Genomic DNA, 16,023 nt, shown 5'->3' on the forward strand with positions numbered 1-16,023 from the left:
GGTCATCCCGGAGGCCGCATGCAGCATGTCACGCTGACCCCCCAGAGTGTCTCTCTGGCCGATCTGAACCGTTTGTCTGCGGCGGATTTCATTGCTGTGCTCGGCGGTATTTTCGAGCATTCGCCCTGGGTGCCCGAACGCGCCTTCGCCAGGCGCCCCTTCGCCAGTCTCGACAGCCTGCATGGCGCCATGGTGGCGGCGATGTGGGCCGCGAGTGAGCTCGAGAAGCTCAACCTGCTGCGCGCGCATCCGCAGCTCGCCGGCAGGGAAGCCGAAGCCGGTACCCTGACCGCGCATTCGACCTCCGAGCAGGACAGTGTCGGGCTGAACCGCCTGAGCGCCGATGAAAAAGCCCGGATCGTGGCGCTCAATGCGGCCTATCTGCAGGCGCACGGCTTTCCCTTCATTATCGCCGTGAAGCTGCGCACCAAGGCGCAGATCTTTGCGGCCTTCGAGGCGCGGATCGCCAATGGGCGCGACACCGAACTCACCACCGCGCTGTCGGAGGTGGGCCGCATCGCCCGCATCCGTCTTGAAGCGCTGATCACCGGCTAGGAGCGAATGACAATGGGCCGCCTGAGCACCCATGTGCTGGATACCATGAACGGCAAGCCGGCCGCCGGCGTCGCCATCGAGCTGTACGCCCTGGGCGGCGGCCAGCGCATCCTGATGAAGCGGGTGGCGACCAATGCCGATGGCCGCACCGACGAACCGCTGCTGATCAATGAGGCTTTCCGGCCGGGCGAGTTCGAGCTGGTCTTCCATGCCGGCGACTATTTCCGCAAGATCGGCGTGGCGCTGCCCGAGCCGGCCTTCGTCGACACCGTACCGATCCGTTTCGGCCTTGCCGAAGCAGACGGGCATTACCACGTGCCGCTGCTGGTCTCGCCCTGGAGTTTCTCGACCTACCGGGGATCCTGAACGAAAGGCATTTCGCCATGACCGATCATGCCGAGTTTATGCGCCGCGCCATTGCCCTCAGCCGCGTCCATATGAATGCCGGTGCCGGCGGCCCCTTCGGGGCGGTGATCGTGGCGGACGGCAAGGTGGTGGGCGAGGGCTGGAACCGCGTCACCTCCACCAACGATCCCACGGCCCATGCCGAAGTGGTCGCCATCCGCGATGCCTGCCAGCGGCTTGCGCGCTTCGATCTCCGGGGCACCGTGCTCTACACCAGCTGCGAACCCTGCCCGATGTGCCTGTCGGCCACCTACTGGGCGCGCATCGACAAGGTCTATTACGCCAACGAGCAGGCCGATGCGGCAGCGATCAATTTCGATGATGCCTTCCTGTACCGGCAGCTGGCCATCCCGCGCGAACGCCGCACGTTGGCCTGCGAGCAGATCCTGCGCGACGAGGCGCTGGAGGTGTTCCGCGAATGGGATGCCAAGCCGGACAAGACACCGTACTGATGGAGTCCGCGATGCGTGCCATTTTCTTACTGGTTGTTTTGGTCGTTTCTGCATTACCGGCCCACGCGACTCAAGATCGACACGGTTCTATTCCGGTTCGTAATACTCATATGCGTGTTCATATTAGCCAGTCGGCGTTGCCAGTACTGGGTAGCATAATTGTCCTGGCGGGTGGCAGCGGGCGGCTCGATATCGACGACAATGGTCGGGTCAGGAGCCTGACGGGCAATCAACTGATTCGGACGCGCGGAAGCTATGCCTGGGCCGGATACGTGGTTGCTACCCCTGATTTGCCAGAAGATTTCAAGCGACCTGACGGCGGAGTTAGGGATGGCTATCGATGGGCTGCTGAGCATGCCGCAGACATTGGCGTTCTTGTCGAAATGCTGCGTAAGGAAACGCCTAAGGTCTATCTGGTCGGCACCAGTCGCGGTGCGCTGAGCGTTGCCAATGCCGCAACCCGGCTGCAAGGCGTGCAGAAGCCCGACGCCATTGTCATCACCTCCGGCATGCTGATGCACCAGACCGATGCGCAGCCCTCCGTCCAGCGCAATGTGCGGCCGCTGGATGCCATCACCATGCCGGTGCTGCTGGTGGCGCATGAAAGCGATGCCTGTCCCTATACGCCGGCCGCGGCGACGCCAGGTTTCAAGGCATTGCTGACGGCTGCGCCGCGCGTCGATATCGTGATGCTGAAGGGCGGCCGGGCCGATCCGCCGGGGCAGGAATGCGAGGCCGCCGGTTACCACGGTTTCGCTGGACTGGATGACGACGTCGTCCGGACCGTAACCGGCTGGCTTAAAGGCCTGAACTGATTATTTCAGATGCGCGCCTGCCGCGATCCAGGCGCCCAGCACCTGGCGCTCTTCCGGCGTGATCCCGGTGGCATTGCCCGGCGGCATGGCTTCGGTGCGCACGGCCTGCTGACTGATCAGCGCGGCGAAGCGCCGGATCTGCGCCGGGGTTTCCAGCATCACGCCCTTCGGCGCTTCGGTGATGCCGTTGAAGGTCGGCTTGGCCGCATGGCAGGCGGTGCAGCGGGCGGCGACCACCTTCTGCACATCCTCGACGGTCACGCCTTCGGCCAGCGTCACCCGCCGCGGGTCCCAGTGGGTGAAGAAGACCAGGCCCACCGTCAGCGCGAAGGCCGCGGCGAGGAATTCGTACCGCGTGCCGCGGCCCTGGTTCTTCAGGTTGAAGAAATGCCGCACCAGGCCGCCGATAATCATCACGAAAGCCAGAATCACCCAACCGTAAGGGTGGCCATAGGTGATCGGGTAATGGTTGCTGATCATGGCGAACAGCACCGGCAGGGTCAGGTAGTTGTTATGCAGCGAACGCTGCTTGGCCATCTTGCCGAAGGAGGGGTCAGGCGCCTGCCCGGCGATCATCTGCGCCACGGCGATCTGCTGGTTCGGGATGATGTTCATTGCCACATTGGCGGCCATGATGGTGCCGATCAGGGCGCCGACATGTAAGTAAGCGGCGCGCGCCGAGAAGATCTGCGTATAGCCCCAGGCGGCGAAAACCAGCAGGGCGAAGCCTGCGATGGCCAGCAGCGCGTCGCTCTTGCCCAGCGGCGAGCGGCAGAGCAGGTCGTAGACAATCCAGCCGAGGAACAGCGACACCAGGCTGAAGCCGATGGCTTCCGCCGGACTGAGATGCAGCACACGGTCGTCGATCAGGTAGAGGTCGGCGCTGACATAGTACAGCGCGCCCATGAGGAAGAAGCCGCTGATCCAGGTGAAATAGGCTTCGTATTTGAACCAGTGCAGCTCGGCCGGCAGCCGGGCTGGCGCCACCGAATATTTCTCGGTGAAGTAAAAGCCGCCGCCATGGATCAGCCAGGCCTGGCCCTGCACGTCGGGGCCCTGGTCGGCCGCCTTGCGGAGCGAGTTGTCGAGCCAGACGAAGAAGAAGGACGAGCCGATCCAGGCGATGCCGAAAATCAGGTGCATCCAGCGCAGCACCAGATTGAGCCATTCCATTGCCAGATCGAACATCGCAGATCATCCCCCGCACGCAGCCCGGATTCCGCCTGGGGCTGGCGGCGGGTGCGGCAATGTCCAAGCCCTACCGGGGCGCGGCAGAATCGTCAATCCGGATTGTGTACGATTTCGTCGCGAGTCAGCTTGCCGGGTCCGAGCGCGGCAGCAGCGGGGTGGGCCGGCCGGCGACATTGCAGGTCATGATGCGGCTGATGCGCCCTTCGGCATCCCAGAGGGGCAGCACCACGCGATCCCAGTTGTTGATGGTGATTTCCGCCGGCATTTCGTGCCAGCTGTAAATCGGCTCCGGCCGCAGCAGCAGGGCGCGATAGATGGCGAGGTAGAAATTGCTCGCCAGCGTACCGGTGACCATTTCGGAGGTGCGCTTACCGGTCATGTCGAAACCGGCGACGCGGGCGATGTCGCTGCCATAAAGCCGGTAGCGATAATCGGCACCGTCCTCCAGCACGTCGAGCAGCAGAATATGGCCCAGTGCCGGCCGCAGGTCGAACGGGTCGATATGCTCCGGCCGCACGGTGCCGTGACGGTTCTGCAGCAGCAGCCAGTGCCGCAGCAGGAAGGGCAGTTGTTCGGTGGGCAGGCTGGACGGCGACGGATTCCAGCGTACCACCGGCGATCGCAGTCCGAGCGATTGAAACGGTGCAACCAGGCGCGTTGTGCCGCCGGCCAGCAACTCGTCGCGCATGGCATCTATGATTGCCAGATCGATGGGCATCGTGATGTCCTGCCTTCCCGCATCCAGATTGCCGGTGTCGTGCTGGCCGGGCAAGGCGCTTTTTCAGTGCAGCCGTGATGGTGGCATTGATTCGAGTTCGGCCAACGCAACCCTCAGGTTGTCGAGCTGCGGGTTGATCTGCAGGGCCGCGGCAAAGGCGCTGGCGGCGGCGGCCGTTTCGCCATGGCGCAGGCAGATCTGGCCGAAGCCGCAGATGGCGCCGAAATGCCGCGGCTCATGCTGCAGCGTGGTGCAGATATCCGCCACCGATTCGGCATCGCGCCGGGTGAGGAAATACAGCGTGGCACGCTTGTTCCAGGCCTCGGCCCAGGTCGGTGCATCGCGCACCAGCTCATCGAGCAGCCGTTCGGCCTCAGGAAAGCGCCGGCGCGCGGTGGCGGAAATCGCCCGCTGCATACGGGCCTCCAGCGCCGGTTCGGCATGGGCGATCCAGCGCGCCCAGATTTCGTCCTCGATCAGATGGGCCGGCCGTGGCGTCGGCTGGCATTGCAGTTCGGCGAACAGCGGCGCAAGCGAATCTTGCCCCGGCGGCCTGAGCGCCAGGATCAGTTTCAGGGTCTGGGCCACCGGCAGGGTCATGATGTGCTCTGGTCGCGCGGATGTTTCGCCCTATGACTTAGGGCAATCGGGTGCGGCGGCGAGGGATGGTCACGATGCGGTTTCGGTTTCTGGCAGTAGTCCTGTTCGGTCTGGCTGGCTCCTCTGTGCCTGCCGTGGCCCAGGATATCTGGCCGATGTTGCGGAATGGCGAGGCCATCGCCCTGATCCGTCATGCCGAGGCACCCGGCACCGGCGATCCCCCCGGCTTCCGGCTGGAGGACTGTGCGACCCAGCGCAACCTCTCGGCGGCCGGGCGCACGCAGGCGGCGCGGATCGGGTCGCAATTGCGCGAACAGGGGCTGACGGCTGCCGCGGTGTTCACCAGCGCCTGGTGCCGCTGCCGCGACACCGCCATGGCTCTGGGGCTGGGCCAGCCGGAGATTGCCACGCCGCTGAATTCCTTTTTCGGCGATGGCGACCCCGGTGGCCGCCAGACAACCGCCCTGCGGCGACTGATCGACGGCCTGCCATTGGGGCGGCCGGCAATCCTGGTGACGCATCAGGTCAATATCACCGCGCTGACGGGCGTCTATCCGGCCAGCGGTGAGATGATCGTGGTGGCGCGCAAGGATCTGGCCGTGCTGCGGCGGCTGAAGATGTCGGATTCGTGACGTCGACTTTCTTCGACCTCTGCGCGGCCTGTCTGGTGCATGGGCCCCGGCTTGCGTTAAAACCAGCCCATGCAAAACCGTCTTGTTCTGGTGGTGGGGCCCAGCGGTGTCGGCAAGGACAGCGTGCTGGATGCTGTGCGGCTCCTGTTCAAGGATCGCAGCGATGTGGTGTTTCCGCGCCGTGTGATCACCCGGGCGCCCGGTCTGGGCGGTGAGGATTACACGCCGGTCGATGAAGCCGCATTCGCAGCCCTGCAGCAGCGCGGCGCTTTCGCCCTGCACTGGCCGGCGCATGGCCTGCAGTATGGCGTTCCGGCCAGCATCGATGCCGATCTCGCCGCCGGCCGCCAGGTGGTGGTCAATGTCTCGCGCGCCATCGTGGACGATGCCCGGCGCAAATATCCGGGTCTGCTGGTCATCGGCATCACGGCAGCGCCTGACGTGCTGCGGCGACGCCTGGAGGCCCGTGGTCGTGAAACCCCGGCCGTGATCGAAGAGCGGCTGGCGCGCGCTGCCGCCTTCGATCTGGTTGGCGCGGATGTGGCGATCCTGCACAATGATGGCGCGCTGGCCGATACGGCGGCGCAGTTCGTCGCGCTGCTGGAACATGGAATGCATCATGCCTGAGGTCGATTATCTGCTGCCGTTGCTGGGTATCATGGTGGCGATCGCCATCGGCGCCATGAGTCCGGGGCCAAGCTTCATCATGGTGGCCCGCACCGCCGTGGCCGCGTCGCGCGGCGCTGGTCTGGCCGCCGCCTTCGGCATGGGGTTGGGCGGCGCAATCTTTGCCGGCCTGGCGCTGCTCGGCCTGATCGCGCTGCTGGCCCAGGTGGCCTGGCTGTATGCCGGCCTGAAAATCCTTGGCGGCCTGTATCTGCTGTATCTGGCGGTGCTGATCTGGCGCGGAGCGCGGCAGCCGCTGGTCCTGGCCGATGCGCCGCCGGCTGCGGCCGGGCTGTGGCGCGCCGGCCTGCTCGGCCTGGCGACACAGCTGAGCAATCCGAAAACGGCGGTGGTCTATGCCGGCATTTTCGCCGCCCTGCTGCCGGCTGCCCTGCCGCTGTGGCTGGCTTTTGCGCTGCCGCTTTGCATCTTCGCCATCGAAAGCGGCTGGTATGCGGTGGTGGCGCTGGCCTTTTCGGCCCAGCGTCCGCGCGCCGCCTATCTGAATGCCAAGCATTGGGTCGATCGTGCCGCCAGCGGCGTGATGGGCCTGCTCGGGCTGCGGCTGATCTACGAAACCGCGCGCGGCTGACCCGCGGCCGCCAATAAAAAAGCCTGCCGGTGAGGGCAGGCTTTTTCTTGCGTATGATCTGGCGCGCGCATTCGGCGCGCCGCATTCAGTGGCGCAGCGAAGCCGGGCGTTTGTCGGCCGGGCGGCGGATGGTGCGCCAGTGCGGCAAGGGTGCGCCGGCACCATGATTGCCGCGCTCGTCGACCTCTTCACCCTTCCGGGCTTTCAGGCGTTGGCGTGCCTTGGTCAGCGCTTCCTGGGTCATGTAGAGCAGCAAGGTATTGGTCAGCATGGTCGCCTCCATTCGGCGCTTACAATCACGGTCGGCGCAGGCAAATCCTGCGCGGTTTCAGCCTGGCGTGCGCCAGATTCCGTCGGCCATGCGGCAGGCCGTGCCATAGCTTTGCTCGGTCTGTCCGTCGATGGTGCCCACTGCCTGATAGTCGCGGCAGTATTGCCCGTCTCGCTCGAAGGTGCGCAACGGCGTCACGGCATAGGCCGGGCCGCCATAGGCGGCGCGCGGTGCGCCATACCAGCGGATCGCGGTGCGGTCCGGCGCATATTCCAGAACACGGCCGATGCAGGCCTGGTCGATGGCATCCATGCTGCGACCGACCGTGGCCGCAGCAAGCAGACTGGTATCGGCGCCACCGACGGCAGTTTTCGATGTCGCCAGGCGGGCGGGATCTACGGCAAGATCGCGGGACAGCAGGCTGCGGTCGCAGGTGCCACGATCGATGCCATAAGGGAGAATGTGCATAGCATAGGCGCCATTGTTGCTGGCGCGGGTGAGTTGGGGGCGCGGATCTGCCATCGCCATCCCGGATAACACCGAGAAGGCGATGGCAGCGGCCAGGCCGAGGGTGGGTCGGCGACCAGGCCGCGGTGCGGCAGTGGAGGGGGTACTCCACCACGGGGTTGAGGCAGGCATGTCGCACCGCTCCGCTAAACCCAAAGAACTCAACACAAACGCAAAGCTCGATTACTTGCCGCCGTTGCTCTTTTCGTTCGAGTCAACGATCAGGCCACCGGCCGTACCGGCTGCGGCGCCGATCAGGGCGCCCGCTACGGTGTGACCGGTGAGAAGGCCGATGGCACCGCCAGCAGCCGCACCCATGGCACCGCCAGAAACTGCGCGCTGCTGGGTGTTGTTCATGTTGCTGCAACCGGCAGCAAGGAAGCCAATCATAGCAAGGGCGACGATCTGGGCTTTCTTCAAACCGATCCTCCTCTCGCTGCAGGGCCGCTCTGCCAGATGCCCACCGGAATGGTCGGGCTGAAACTCTGAAAGGCGGGAAGGCCTGCGTGTCGCCAATGAGAATTGGTGATTCGCATGTATTCGGCAATGAGTATTTCTCTACATCCCGGTTTTATTGCGGGCATCACAAGTATATCCTCTTTGCATCACAGGATTATCACATGAATTACTATTGTCTTTACTTGCAAAGACTTTGTAGTTCTATGCGAGACAATGATATCCTTGGATTACCGAGATTCATCGTGCTTTCCCCATGGTCATACTCCTGCGTATCGTTTGCGGCATGTTCAGACCCTTTAGTCGTCCGCTTGCCGTTCTTCTTCTGCCGGCCGTGATGGTGCTGTCCGGCTGCGAGATGCTGCGTGGACTGACAGCGTCGCCGCCGCCACCGATTGTCGAGCCTGAGCCAGCGCCGCCACCGCCGGTTGTCGAGCCCCCCGGCCCGCCGCGCGCCACACCGGTTCCGGCACGCAAACCCCCGCAAGCGCCGGCCCCGACCATGTCGGCGCCTGCGCCCGTGCCCGAGCCGGAGACTGCAAGGCCGGCTCCGGTCGTGACCGGCCTGAACCGCCTCGGTCTGATCCAGGCCTATGGCCTGCCGACGCTGGAGCGCGAAGCGCCGCCGGCGCGGGTGATGGAATTCGGCATAGGGGAGTGTCGTTTGACTGCGTATCTGTATTTCGATACCGCCCGTAATGAGTTCTACACACTGCACTACGACATGAATGGCGTCGCGGGCCCAAGTCCCGATGCCGACCGCTGCCTCAACAGGATATCCCGCGATGCCAGCCGCCGCTGATGCTTCCCTGATTGCCGTCGTGGACGACGATGGCCTGTTCCGCGATACCATCTCCGCCAATCTGCGCGAGGCCGGATATCGCGCCATCACCTTTGACAATGGCAGTGCTGTCGTCGACTGGTTTGCCAAGGGCAATCGCTCGGCCGCCTTGCTGCTCGATTGGCAGATGCCAGTGCAGGATGGTCCGGCCACGCTGGAGCAGCTGCGCGCTGCCGGCCATACGCTGCCGGTCATTTTCCTGACCGGCCTCAATCAGCCGATCTTTGAGGAAAAGGGCCTCAAGCTGGGTGCCGTCGATTTCGTCGACAAGAGCAAAAGCTTTGCCATCATCCTGCAGCGCCTGCGCATTGCGCTCGCGGCCAAGGCGCCCGCCGCCGGCGAGGCGCCGAACGAACTGGGCGACGGCGGCGGCCTGATGTTGGATGTGGCCAGTGCTCGGGCCGTGTGGAACGGCGCCCAGGTCGACCTGACCCATGGTGAATTCAAGGTCGTGCAGTTGCTGGCCCAGCGCGTCGGCCGCGATGTCGGCTATCGCGAGATTTATGATGCCGTGCGCGGCGTCGGTTTCGAGGCCGGCCAGGGTCCGGACGGCTATCGCGCCAATGTGCGCGCCATGGTGAAGCGTATCCGGCAGAAATTCCGCGACCTCGATCCGGAATTCGAGGCGATCGAAACCTATCCGGGCTTCGGCTATCGCTGGCGCCATGGCTGAGATCAATGGCTGGACGCTGCATCGGCTCTGGCGGTCGCTGACAGTTCGCGCCCTTGTCGTGCTGACGCTGTTCATCGCTCTGCCGGTGGTGCTCTATCTCACTTTCCGCCAGGCCGATCTTGATCGCCAGCGCCTGCTGCTGGAAAGCATCCGCGTGAAGGGCTTCACCGTCGGCCGCGTGCTGGAAGAACGGCTGCAGCGTGCCGACATGACTCCGTTGTTCAAGCTGGGCGAAGAGCTGTCGCGGTTCCAGACCGCCGGCGTCAGTCTGCGCCTTTTGTTCCGTCCGCAGGATGCGACCCCTGGCACCGGGTTCCTCTATGTCGCTTCGGCGCCGCCGGTGCAGCCGGCCGATGTGGAATCCGAACGCGCGCGGCTGGCGGCCACCGGCGTTCTCGACCAGCTGGGCGAGTCCTGCGCCGGCGACCTGCCTGTGGCGCTGCGTATCGACCGTGCCGACGGCCTGACCGAACTGATCACCTCGATTACGCCGGTGCGCACAGCGCGCGGCTGCTGGGTGCTGGTGATTTCCAGCGACCTAACCGATGTCGCCGAGCAGCGTCTGGGTCAGCCCTACTGGCGGGCGCCCGAAGTGCAGGTCGCGGCAGCGATTTACCTGATCTTCGCCGCCATCGTGCTGGTGATCGCCTTCGATATCGGCCATGGCCTGCGGCGCTTCGCCGCCACCGCGCGCGCCGTGGCGGAGCGCCGCATCGAAGGGCGGTTTGCAGCACGCAACCAGATTCCCGAACTTGAGCCCGTGGCCAATGCCTTCGACCGCATGGAAGACAGCCTGCGCTCCACCGCCAGCGAATTGCGTACGGCGGCGGAAGAGAGCGCCCATGCCTTCAAGACGCCGCTGGGCACCATCCGCCAGGCCCTGGTGCCGCTGCGCGCCCGCGTGACCGGCGACGACAAGCGCAGCCAGGTGGCGCTCATGGCCATCGACGGTGCCCTTGAACGGCTGGATATCCTGGTGCGCGCCGCCCGTCATCTTGATGACGTGGTGGCCGATCGCCTGGATCCGCCGCGCGAGCATGTCGATCTGGGCGCGCTGGTCGAGGATGTGGCCGATGCCCATGCCGCCGATGCTGCCACGCGCAGCATCACGATCAAGACGTCTGTCGAGGCCGAGGCCTCCGCGCCGCTGGGCGGCCGCCTGATCGCGGCGGCGCTCGGCCAGGTGATCGAGAATGCCCTGAGTTATGCGCCGGCCGGCAGCGCCGTCACGATCACGCTCCATCGCGGCACCAGGCGGGTGCTGATCGTGGTGGCCGATACCGGCCCCGGCGTCGACCCGGCTCTGATGCCGCGGATTTTCGATCGCCATGTCTCGTTCCGCGACGGCGGCCGCAGTGATCGCGGCACCGGCGCGCCGCCGAATTTCGGCCTCGGCCTCTGGGTCGCCAAGCGTAACATGGAAGCCGTCGGTGGCAGCATCGAGGCGGCCAACCGGCGCGGCGGCGGCTTTATTGTGACCTTGGGCCTGCCGCTCGGCTGACGGTTACAGCACCATGCTGTCGCGCTGGTGCCGCCGCCAGGCGAAGGCCAGCAGGCCGCCGCCCAGCAGCAACGCCAGGATGCCGATCACCCAGGTGGCAGCCACCGCTACCGCATTGGGGAACAGTGTCAGCAGCAGGCCGAGCGCCACCAGCAGCATACCGCCCTTGCTGATGGGCCATGTGGCGCCGAACTGGCGCCGCATGTTCAGGCTGTTGGCAATGGCGATCAGTCCGAACAGCACCAGCCAGGCCGCGAATATATAGATCAGCAGCGTGACCGTGACCTGCGGCCACAGCACACTGACCAGGCCGATGGTCAGGCCGGCGATCCCGGTCGCCAGCAGGAATGTGCGGCCGGGTTGGCCGGGCGCTGCGCGCAGGGCCAGCAGCAGGGTGATGGCGCCATCGACCATGGCATAGGCGCCGAAGATCATGACCAGCATCGCCAGGCTGACGCCGGGCCAGAAGATGGCGACGAGGCCGAATGCCAGGGCGGCCAGGCCGCGCAGCACGATCATCCACCACAGGCGGCGCGGCATCGGGGCGGCGGTACCCGGCGGCATGCGTTCGACCATGATCTCGTCATCTCCTTGTTGCATGGCGGCAGTATAACGCCGAATACCGCAATTGTCGCGGCGGTGGTGGCGCGCTACTCTTTACCCCATGACGGACCTCAGCCCCTTCATCACCGGTCTGCCCAAGGCCGAACTGCATGTGCATATCGAGGGCACGTTCGAGCCCGAGCTGATGTATGCGCTGGCGCAACGCAACGGCGTCGCCTTTCAGTATGCGTCTGTCGAGGCGCTGCGCGACGCCTACCGCTTCGGCAGCCTGCAGGATTTCCTCGATCTCTATTACCAGGGCATGGGCGTGCTGCTGGTCGAACAGGACTTCTACGACCTTGCCATGGCCTATTTCCGCAGGGCTGCGGCGCAGCAGGTGCGGCATGCGGAAATCTTTTTCGATCCCCAGGGCCATACCGATCGCGGCGTGCCGTTCCAGACCGTGATCGATGGCCTGTGGCGGGCGAAAGCCGATGCCGAGAAAGACTTCGGCATGACCATCAGCATGATCCTGTGCTTCCTGCGGCATCTGGATGAAGAGAGCGCGTTGAAAACGCTGGCGGAGGCGCAACCCTGGCGTGACCGCTTCATTGGCGTCGGTCTGGACTCATCGGAGAAGGGCCATCCGCCTTCGAAATTCCAGCGCGTTTTCGCGCAGGCCCATAAACATGGCCTGAAAGCCGTGGCCCATGCCGGCGAGGAGGGGCCGCCGGCTTACGTCTGGGAAGCGCTCGACCTGCTGCACGTGCACCGCATCGATCACGGTAACCGGTCGCTGGAGGATGCGGCGCTGGTGGCGCGGCTGGCCGCCGAGCAGATGCCGCTCACCGTCTGCCCGCTGTCGAACCTGCGGCTCTGCGTCATTGACGATATGACGCAGCATCCGTTGCGGAAAATGCTGCAGGCCGGCCTGATGGCGACGATCAATTCCGACGATCCGGCCTATTTCGGTGGCTATGTCACCGAGAATTACCTGGCCGTGCAGCAGGCGCTGGATCTGAACCGGGACGAGATCGTCGTGCTGGCGGCCAACGGTTTTCGCAGTGCCTTTATCGACGACGCGGCCAAGACGCGCCATCTCGCCGCGCTGCAGGTATACGCGGCTAAGCCTTGACGGCGTCCAGCAGCCAGTCCCGGAAGGCGCGCAGCACCGGGTCGTTGCGGCGCGCCTCCGGATAGAACAGGCAGTAGGCCTGCTTGCTGCCGATTGTCTGCGGGAACGGGATCACCAGGCTGCCGTCCTTCAGTTCCTGCTCGACCAGGAAGCGTGGAACGATGGCGGCCCCCATGCCGATCACGGCCGCCTGCACCACCATGGCGAACTGGCCGTAGCGCGGCCCCAGCGGCACCGGCGGACAACTGATTCCCAGTGCCGCGAACCAGTCGGGCCAGGCTGACAGGCGCGTCGACTGTTGCAGCAGCGGCAGCCTGAACAAATCTTCGGGCTTGCGGATGCGATTCCTGGTCAGCAGTTTTTTCGATGCCACCGGCACCAGCTCTTCCTCGATCAGGCGGTCGACAGCGGCGCCGGGCGAAACCGGATCGCCGAACGAGATTGCGGCATCCAGCGGCTCGGCGGTGAAATCGAAACTCTCGATCCGGGTCGGCAGGTTTACCGTGATCTGCGGATGCCGGGCATTGAAATCCGGCAGGCGCGGGATCAGCCAGCGAGTGCCGAAGGTGGGCAGCGTGGCGATGGTCAGCGTGGCGTGGCCGCCGCGCGCCGCCATGGTGTTGACTGTCGCCGTGCCGATGCGGCCCAGCGCCTCCTGCAACTCGCGGGCATAGGCCGCGCCGGCCGGGCTGAGCACCACGCGCTGCCGGATACGCTCGAACAGGGTGAGGCCCAGAATCTCCTCCAGCAGTTGTACCCGCCGGCTGATCGCCGCCTGGCTGACATTCAGCTCGGATGCGGCGGCTGTGAAGCTTTCGTGGCGGGCGGCGGCCTCGAAGGCGGTGAGCGCCGAAAGCGGCGGCAGGTAGCGGCGGGGCAGGGCCATATTGATAACCTCCGGTTATCAAGTAATAGCGAGAAGTCGTTTGCGCGCCAAGGGCGGGTCGGGCAGCTTGCGGCCTCGCCTGAGGGGTATATTTTGCTCCTTCAAACACGCCTGCCTGAGGAAACCGCCATGAACGTGCAGAAAGCCGCCAAAGCCGCCTTCAAATGGGAAGATCCGTTCAACCTGGACGCGGAGCTGACCGAGGACGAGCGGCTGATCCGCGATACGGCGCGCGAATACTGCCAGAACAAGCTGCTGCCGCGCGTGAAGGAGGCCTTCCGCGAGGAAAAGACCGATCCGGCGATCTTCCGCGAGATGGGCGAACTGGGCCTGCTCGGCTCGATGATCGATGGCTATGGCTGCGCCGGCGCGTCTTACGTCGCCTATGGCCTGGTCGCCCGCGAAGTGGAAGCCGTCGATTCCGGCTACCGCTCGATGATGAGCGTGCAGTCGAGTCTGGTGATGTATCCGATCTATGCCTATGGCTCGGAAGCCCAGCGCCAGAAGTATTTGCCCAAGCTGGCGACCGGCGAATGGATCGGCTGCTTCGGCCTCACCGAACCCGATCACGGGTCCGATCCCGGCGGCATGAAGACCCGCGCCAAGCAGGTGCCCGGCGGCTATGAACTGACCGGCGCCAAGATGTGGATTTCCAATTCGCCGCTGGCGACGGTCTTCGTCGTCTGGGCCAAGACCGAGGATGGCATCATCCGCGGCTTCATCCTGGAAAAGGGCATGAAGGGTCTGTCGGCGCCGAAGATCAACGGCAAGCTGTCGCTCCGTGCCTCGATCACCGGCGAAATCGTCATGGACAGCGTGTTCGTGCCGGAAGAAAACATGCTGCCGAATGTGCAGGGCCTCAAAGGTCCGTTCGGCTGCCTGAACAGCGCGCGCTACGGCATCGCCTGGGGCGCCATGGGTGCTGCGGAAACCTGCTGGCATCTGGCGCGGCAGTATGTGCTGGACCGCAAGCAGTTCAACCGGCCGCTGGCCGCCAACCAGATCATCCAGCTCAAGCTGGCCAACATGCAGACCGAAATCGCCCTGGGGCTGAATGCGGCGCTCCGCGTTGGCCGTCTGCGCGATGCCGGCCAGGAAACGCCGGAGATGATCTCGCTGATCAAGCGCAACAACTGCGGCAAGGCGCTGGATATCGCCCGCGTCGCCCGCGACATGCACGGCGGCAACGGCATCCATGAGGATTATCATGTGATGCGCCATCTGGTAAATCTGGAGACGGTGAACACCTACGAGGGCACGCATGACGTCCATGCGCTGATCCTCGGCCGCGCCCAGACGGGTATCCAGGCTTTCTACTAAGCCTTCCACCATAGACACGGAGGCGCCGATGCGCGCGCTCGACGACATCGTCGTGCTCGATCTCAGTCGGGTTCTGGCCGGGCCCTGGTGCACCCAGAATCTGGCCGATCTCGGCGCCACCGTGATCAAGGTGGAAAAGCCCGGCGAGGGCGACGATACGCGCAGCTGGGGCCCGATTTATCTGAAGGACCCCGAGACCGGCGCGCGTGCCGATTCCGCCTATTACCTGGCAGCGAATCGCGGCAAGCGCTCGATCACCGTCGACATGGCGACGCCGGAGGGCCAGCAGATCCTGCGCGACCTCGCGGCCAAGGCCGATGTGGTGGTGGAGAATTACAAGCTCGGCGGCCTGAAGAAATACGGGCTGGATTACGACAGCCTGTCGCAGATCAATCCGCGTCTGGTCTACTGCTCGATCACCGGCTTCGGCCAGACCGGGCCTTATGCGCCGCGCGCCGGCTACGATTTCATCATCCAGGGCATGGGCGGCCTGATGAGCGTGACCGGCGAGAAGGATGATCTTCCCGGCGGCGGCCCGCAGAAGGCCGGCGTGGCGCTGGCCGATGTGATGACCGGGCTGTACTCCACCATCGCCATTCTCGGTGCGCTCAACCAGCGTCAACGTTCGGGCCGGGGGCAGTATATCGACATGGCGCTGCTGGATGTGCAGGTGGCGGCGCTGGCCAATCAAGCGACCTACTATCTGGTCGGCGGCGAAGCGCCGGTGCGCATGGGCAACGGCCATGCTGCCATCGTGCCCTACCAGAGTTTCCCGGCATCGGACGGTTTCGTGATCATCGCGGTGGGCAATGACGGCCAATTCGGAAAGCTGGCGGACGAGCTTGGCCATCCGGAATGGAAGACTGATCCGCGCTTCGCCAAGAATATCGACCGGCTGCATCACCGTGCCGAAATCGTCGCCGCCATCGAGGCCGAGACGAAAAAGCGCACGATGGACGACCTGATCGCGGCGCTGGAAAAGCGCGCCGTGCCCTGCGGCCCGATCAACACCGTCGATCGCGTTTTCGCCGATCCGCATGTGCAGGCCCGCGGCCTGCAGAAAACCGTGCCGCATGCCCAGCAGGGCAGCCTACCCAGCGTGGCCAGCCCGCTGCGCCTGTCGGACTCCGCCGTCAGCTATGACCGGGGTCCGCCGCTGCTGGGCGAACATACGGATGAGGTGCTGGCCGAGCGGCTGGGCATGGATGCGGCGAAACTCGCCGAACTGCGCAAGAAGGGCGTGATCTAGGCTGGTTTCAGCCCG

At 65.0% G+C, this 16,023-nt stretch carries 21 protein-coding genes; 13 read left to right on the forward strand and 8 right to left on the reverse strand.

Translation table 11 applies throughout. The features are described 5' to 3' along the window. Positions 1-18 precede the first annotated feature (18 nt). The 4 genes from uraD to AC1ROB_RS05960 are packed head-to-tail and all read left to right on the forward strand — an operon-like array spanning position 19 to position 2,227. Positions 19-555 carry a 2-oxo-4-hydroxy-4-carboxy-5-ureidoimidazoline decarboxylase gene (gene uraD / locus AC1ROB_RS05945; RefSeq protein ID WP_492972129.1) on the forward strand — a complete coding sequence of 179 codons (537 nt, stop codon included), beginning with the start codon at positions 19-21 and terminating at the stop codon, positions 553-555. A 12-nt stretch (positions 556-567) separates the two neighbouring features. After that, on the forward strand, positions 568-921 hold the full coding sequence (uraH, locus tag AC1ROB_RS05950) for a hydroxyisourate hydrolase (protein ID WP_492972128.1): 354 nt from the start codon (positions 568-570) through the stop codon (positions 919-921). A 17-nt stretch (positions 922-938) separates the two neighbouring features. Further along, on the forward strand, positions 939-1,412 hold the full coding sequence (locus AC1ROB_RS05955; protein ID WP_492972127.1) for a nucleoside deaminase: 474 nt from the start codon (positions 939-941) through the stop codon (positions 1,410-1,412). Positions 1,413-1,423: 11 nt separating this feature from the next. Beyond that, entirely contained in the window at positions 1,424-2,227 is an 804-nt protein-coding gene (locus AC1ROB_RS05960) for an alpha/beta hydrolase (RefSeq protein WP_492972126.1), read from the forward strand. Here AC1ROB_RS05960 and AC1ROB_RS05965 read toward each other — a convergent pair whose 3' ends face one another. The 3 genes from AC1ROB_RS05965 to AC1ROB_RS05975 form a co-directional block, all read right to left on the reverse strand. Continuing rightward, positions 2,228-3,415, reverse strand: a complete 1,188-nt coding sequence (locus tag AC1ROB_RS05965) for a urate hydroxylase PuuD (protein ID WP_492972125.1) — start codon at positions 3,413-3,415, stop codon at positions 2,228-2,230. It abuts the gene before it with no gap. A 124-nt stretch (positions 3,416-3,539) separates the two neighbouring features. Further along, positions 3,540-4,136, reverse strand: a complete 597-nt coding sequence (locus AC1ROB_RS05970; protein ID WP_492972124.1) for a PAS domain-containing protein — start codon at positions 4,134-4,136, stop codon at positions 3,540-3,542. Between the two features lie 63 nt (positions 4,137-4,199). Beyond that, a complete protein-coding gene (locus tag AC1ROB_RS05975) occupies positions 4,200-4,736 on the reverse strand; it encodes a hypothetical protein (protein WP_492972123.1) in 537 nt (178 codons plus the stop codon). A gap of 74 nt (positions 4,737-4,810) precedes the next feature. On the opposite strand from AC1ROB_RS05975, the gene AC1ROB_RS05980 reads away from it, so the two are divergent. The 3 genes from AC1ROB_RS05980 (at position 4,811) to AC1ROB_RS05990 (ending at position 6,626) form a co-directional block, all read left to right on the forward strand. Further along, positions 4,811-5,368, forward strand: a complete 558-nt coding sequence (locus AC1ROB_RS05980; protein ID WP_492972122.1) for a histidine phosphatase family protein — start codon at positions 4,811-4,813, stop codon at positions 5,366-5,368. A 69-nt stretch (positions 5,369-5,437) separates the two neighbouring features. Beyond that, positions 5,438-5,995, forward strand: coding sequence for a phosphonate metabolism protein/1,5-bisphosphokinase (PRPP-forming) PhnN (gene phnN / locus AC1ROB_RS05985; protein ID WP_492972121.1), 558 nt, complete (start codon positions 5,438-5,440; stop codon positions 5,993-5,995). Next, the gene (locus tag AC1ROB_RS05990) at positions 5,988-6,626 is read left to right on the forward strand and encodes a LysE family translocator (RefSeq protein ID WP_492972120.1); all 639 of its coding nucleotides are present in this window, start codon (positions 5,988-5,990) and stop codon (positions 6,624-6,626) included. The genes phnN and AC1ROB_RS05990 overlap by 8 nt, the downstream gene beginning before the upstream one ends. 85 nt (positions 6,627-6,711) lie before the next feature. Here AC1ROB_RS05990 and AC1ROB_RS05995 read toward each other — a convergent pair whose 3' ends face one another. Genes AC1ROB_RS05995 through AC1ROB_RS06005 form a run of 3 tightly spaced genes read right to left on the reverse strand, consistent with a single transcriptional unit; the run spans position 6,712 to position 7,824 of the window. Beyond that, complete coding sequence (locus AC1ROB_RS05995) at positions 6,712-6,897, reverse strand: hypothetical protein (protein WP_492972119.1); 186 nt, start codon at positions 6,895-6,897, stop codon at positions 6,712-6,714. Between the two features lie 57 nt (positions 6,898-6,954). Beyond that, positions 6,955-7,536: an RT0821/Lpp0805 family surface protein gene (locus tag AC1ROB_RS06000; RefSeq protein WP_492972118.1), complete on the reverse strand. Its 582-nt coding sequence runs from the start codon at positions 7,534-7,536 to the stop codon at positions 6,955-6,957. Between the two features lie 51 nt (positions 7,537-7,587). Then, the gene (locus AC1ROB_RS06005) at positions 7,588-7,824 is read right to left on the reverse strand and encodes a YMGG-like glycine zipper-containing protein (protein ID WP_492972117.1); all 237 of its coding nucleotides are present in this window, start codon (positions 7,822-7,824) and stop codon (positions 7,588-7,590) included. Between the two features lie 592 nt (positions 7,825-8,416). Between AC1ROB_RS06005 and AC1ROB_RS06010 the strand changes: the two genes are divergently transcribed. From AC1ROB_RS06010 to AC1ROB_RS06020, 3 genes are read left to right on the forward strand one after another with little or no spacing between them, the layout of a single operon-like run. After that, positions 8,417-8,662, forward strand: a complete 246-nt coding sequence (locus AC1ROB_RS06010; RefSeq protein WP_492999668.1) for a hypothetical protein — start codon at positions 8,417-8,419, stop codon at positions 8,660-8,662. Then, positions 8,646-9,374 carry a response regulator transcription factor gene (locus tag AC1ROB_RS06015; RefSeq protein WP_492972115.1) on the forward strand — a complete coding sequence of 243 codons (729 nt, stop codon included), beginning with the start codon at positions 8,646-8,648 and terminating at the stop codon, positions 9,372-9,374. The genes AC1ROB_RS06010 and AC1ROB_RS06015 overlap by 17 nt, the downstream gene beginning before the upstream one ends. Next, complete coding sequence (locus AC1ROB_RS06020; protein ID WP_492972114.1) at positions 9,367-10,875, forward strand: sensor histidine kinase; 1,509 nt, start codon at positions 9,367-9,369, stop codon at positions 10,873-10,875. Before AC1ROB_RS06015 ends, AC1ROB_RS06020 begins: the two co-directional genes overlap by 8 nt. Before the next feature lie 3 nt (positions 10,876-10,878). Here the strand turns inward: AC1ROB_RS06020 and AC1ROB_RS06025 are convergent, their stop codons facing one another. Next, positions 10,879-11,475 (reverse strand): HdeD family acid-resistance protein, encoded by a 597-nt coding sequence (locus AC1ROB_RS06025; RefSeq protein WP_493031398.1) that lies wholly within the window; start codon positions 11,473-11,475, stop codon positions 10,879-10,881. 64 nt (positions 11,476-11,539) lie between these two features. On the opposite strand from AC1ROB_RS06025, the gene AC1ROB_RS06030 reads away from it, so the two are divergent. Then, positions 11,540-12,553 (forward strand): adenosine deaminase, encoded by a 1,014-nt coding sequence (locus AC1ROB_RS06030; RefSeq protein ID WP_492972112.1) that lies wholly within the window; start codon positions 11,540-11,542, stop codon positions 12,551-12,553. Here the strand turns inward: AC1ROB_RS06030 and gcvA are convergent. Continuing rightward, the gene (gene gcvA / locus AC1ROB_RS06035) at positions 12,543-13,439 is read right to left on the reverse strand and encodes a transcriptional regulator GcvA (RefSeq protein WP_492972111.1); all 897 of its coding nucleotides are present in this window, start codon (positions 13,437-13,439) and stop codon (positions 12,543-12,545) included. The genes AC1ROB_RS06030 and gcvA overlap by 11 nt on opposite strands. A 129-nt stretch (positions 13,440-13,568) precedes the next feature. Between gcvA and AC1ROB_RS06040 the strand changes: the two genes are divergently transcribed. After that, on the forward strand, positions 13,569-14,759 hold the full coding sequence (locus AC1ROB_RS06040) for an acyl-CoA dehydrogenase (RefSeq protein ID WP_492972110.1): 1,191 nt from the start codon (positions 13,569-13,571) through the stop codon (positions 14,757-14,759). Positions 14,760-14,787: 28 nt separating this feature from the next. Then, the gene (locus AC1ROB_RS06045) at positions 14,788-16,008 is read left to right on the forward strand and encodes a CaiB/BaiF CoA transferase family protein (protein WP_492972109.1); all 1,221 of its coding nucleotides are present in this window, start codon (positions 14,788-14,790) and stop codon (positions 16,006-16,008) included. The last annotated feature ends 15 nt before the right edge of the window (positions 16,009-16,023 follow it).

Source organism: Ferrovibrio sp. GW821-FHT12F09 (assembly GCF_058806775.1).

Bases quoted from the DNA above. Each gene is read 5' to 3' on its own strand.
- AC1ROB_RS06030 (WP_492972112.1), top strand. From the start codon at position 11,540: ATGACGGACCTCAGCCCCTTCATCACCGGTCTGCCCAAGGCCGAACTG.
- AC1ROB_RS06040 (WP_492972110.1), top strand. From the start codon at position 13,569: ATGAACGTGCAGAAAGCCGCCAAAGCCGCCTTCAAATGGGAAGATCCG.
- AC1ROB_RS05965 (WP_492972125.1), bottom strand. From the start codon at position 3,415: ATGTTCGATCTGGCAATGGAATGGCTCAATCTGGTGCTGCGCTGGATG.
- phnN (WP_492972121.1), top strand. From the start codon at position 5,438: ATGCAAAACCGTCTTGTTCTGGTGGTGGGGCCCAGCGGTGTCGGCAAG.
- AC1ROB_RS05995 (WP_492972119.1), bottom strand. From the start codon at position 6,897: ATGCTGACCAATACCTTGCTGCTCTACATGACCCAGGAAGCGCTGACC.
- uraD (WP_492972129.1), top strand. From the start codon at position 19: ATGCAGCATGTCACGCTGACCCCCCAGAGTGTCTCTCTGGCCGATCTG.
- gcvA (WP_492972111.1), bottom strand. From the start codon at position 13,439: ATGGCCCTGCCCCGCCGCTACCTGCCGCCGCTTTCGGCGCTCACCGCC.
- AC1ROB_RS06000 (WP_492972118.1), bottom strand. From the start codon at position 7,536: ATGCCTGCCTCAACCCCGTGGTGGAGTACCCCCTCCACTGCCGCACCG.
- AC1ROB_RS06045 (WP_492972109.1), top strand. From the start codon at position 14,788: ATGCGCGCGCTCGACGACATCGTCGTGCTCGATCTCAGTCGGGTTCTG.
- AC1ROB_RS05970 (WP_492972124.1), bottom strand. From the start codon at position 4,136: ATGCCCATCGATCTGGCAATCATAGATGCCATGCGCGACGAGTTGCTG.
- AC1ROB_RS05960 (WP_492972126.1), top strand. From the start codon at position 1,424: ATGCGTGCCATTTTCTTACTGGTTGTTTTGGTCGTTTCTGCATTACCG.
- AC1ROB_RS06015 (WP_492972115.1), top strand. From the start codon at position 8,646: ATGCCAGCCGCCGCTGATGCTTCCCTGATTGCCGTCGTGGACGACGAT.
- AC1ROB_RS05980 (WP_492972122.1), top strand. From the start codon at position 4,811: ATGCGGTTTCGGTTTCTGGCAGTAGTCCTGTTCGGTCTGGCTGGCTCC.
- AC1ROB_RS05975 (WP_492972123.1), bottom strand. From the start codon at position 4,736: ATGACCCTGCCGGTGGCCCAGACCCTGAAACTGATCCTGGCGCTCAGG.
- AC1ROB_RS06020 (WP_492972114.1), top strand. From the start codon at position 9,367: ATGGCTGAGATCAATGGCTGGACGCTGCATCGGCTCTGGCGGTCGCTG.
- AC1ROB_RS05955 (WP_492972127.1), top strand. From the start codon at position 939: ATGACCGATCATGCCGAGTTTATGCGCCGCGCCATTGCCCTCAGCCGC.
- uraH (WP_492972128.1), top strand. From the start codon at position 568: ATGGGCCGCCTGAGCACCCATGTGCTGGATACCATGAACGGCAAGCCG.
- AC1ROB_RS05990 (WP_492972120.1), top strand. From the start codon at position 5,988: ATGCCTGAGGTCGATTATCTGCTGCCGTTGCTGGGTATCATGGTGGCG.
- AC1ROB_RS06025 (WP_493031398.1), bottom strand. From the start codon at position 11,475: ATGCAACAAGGAGATGACGAGATCATGGTCGAACGCATGCCGCCGGGT.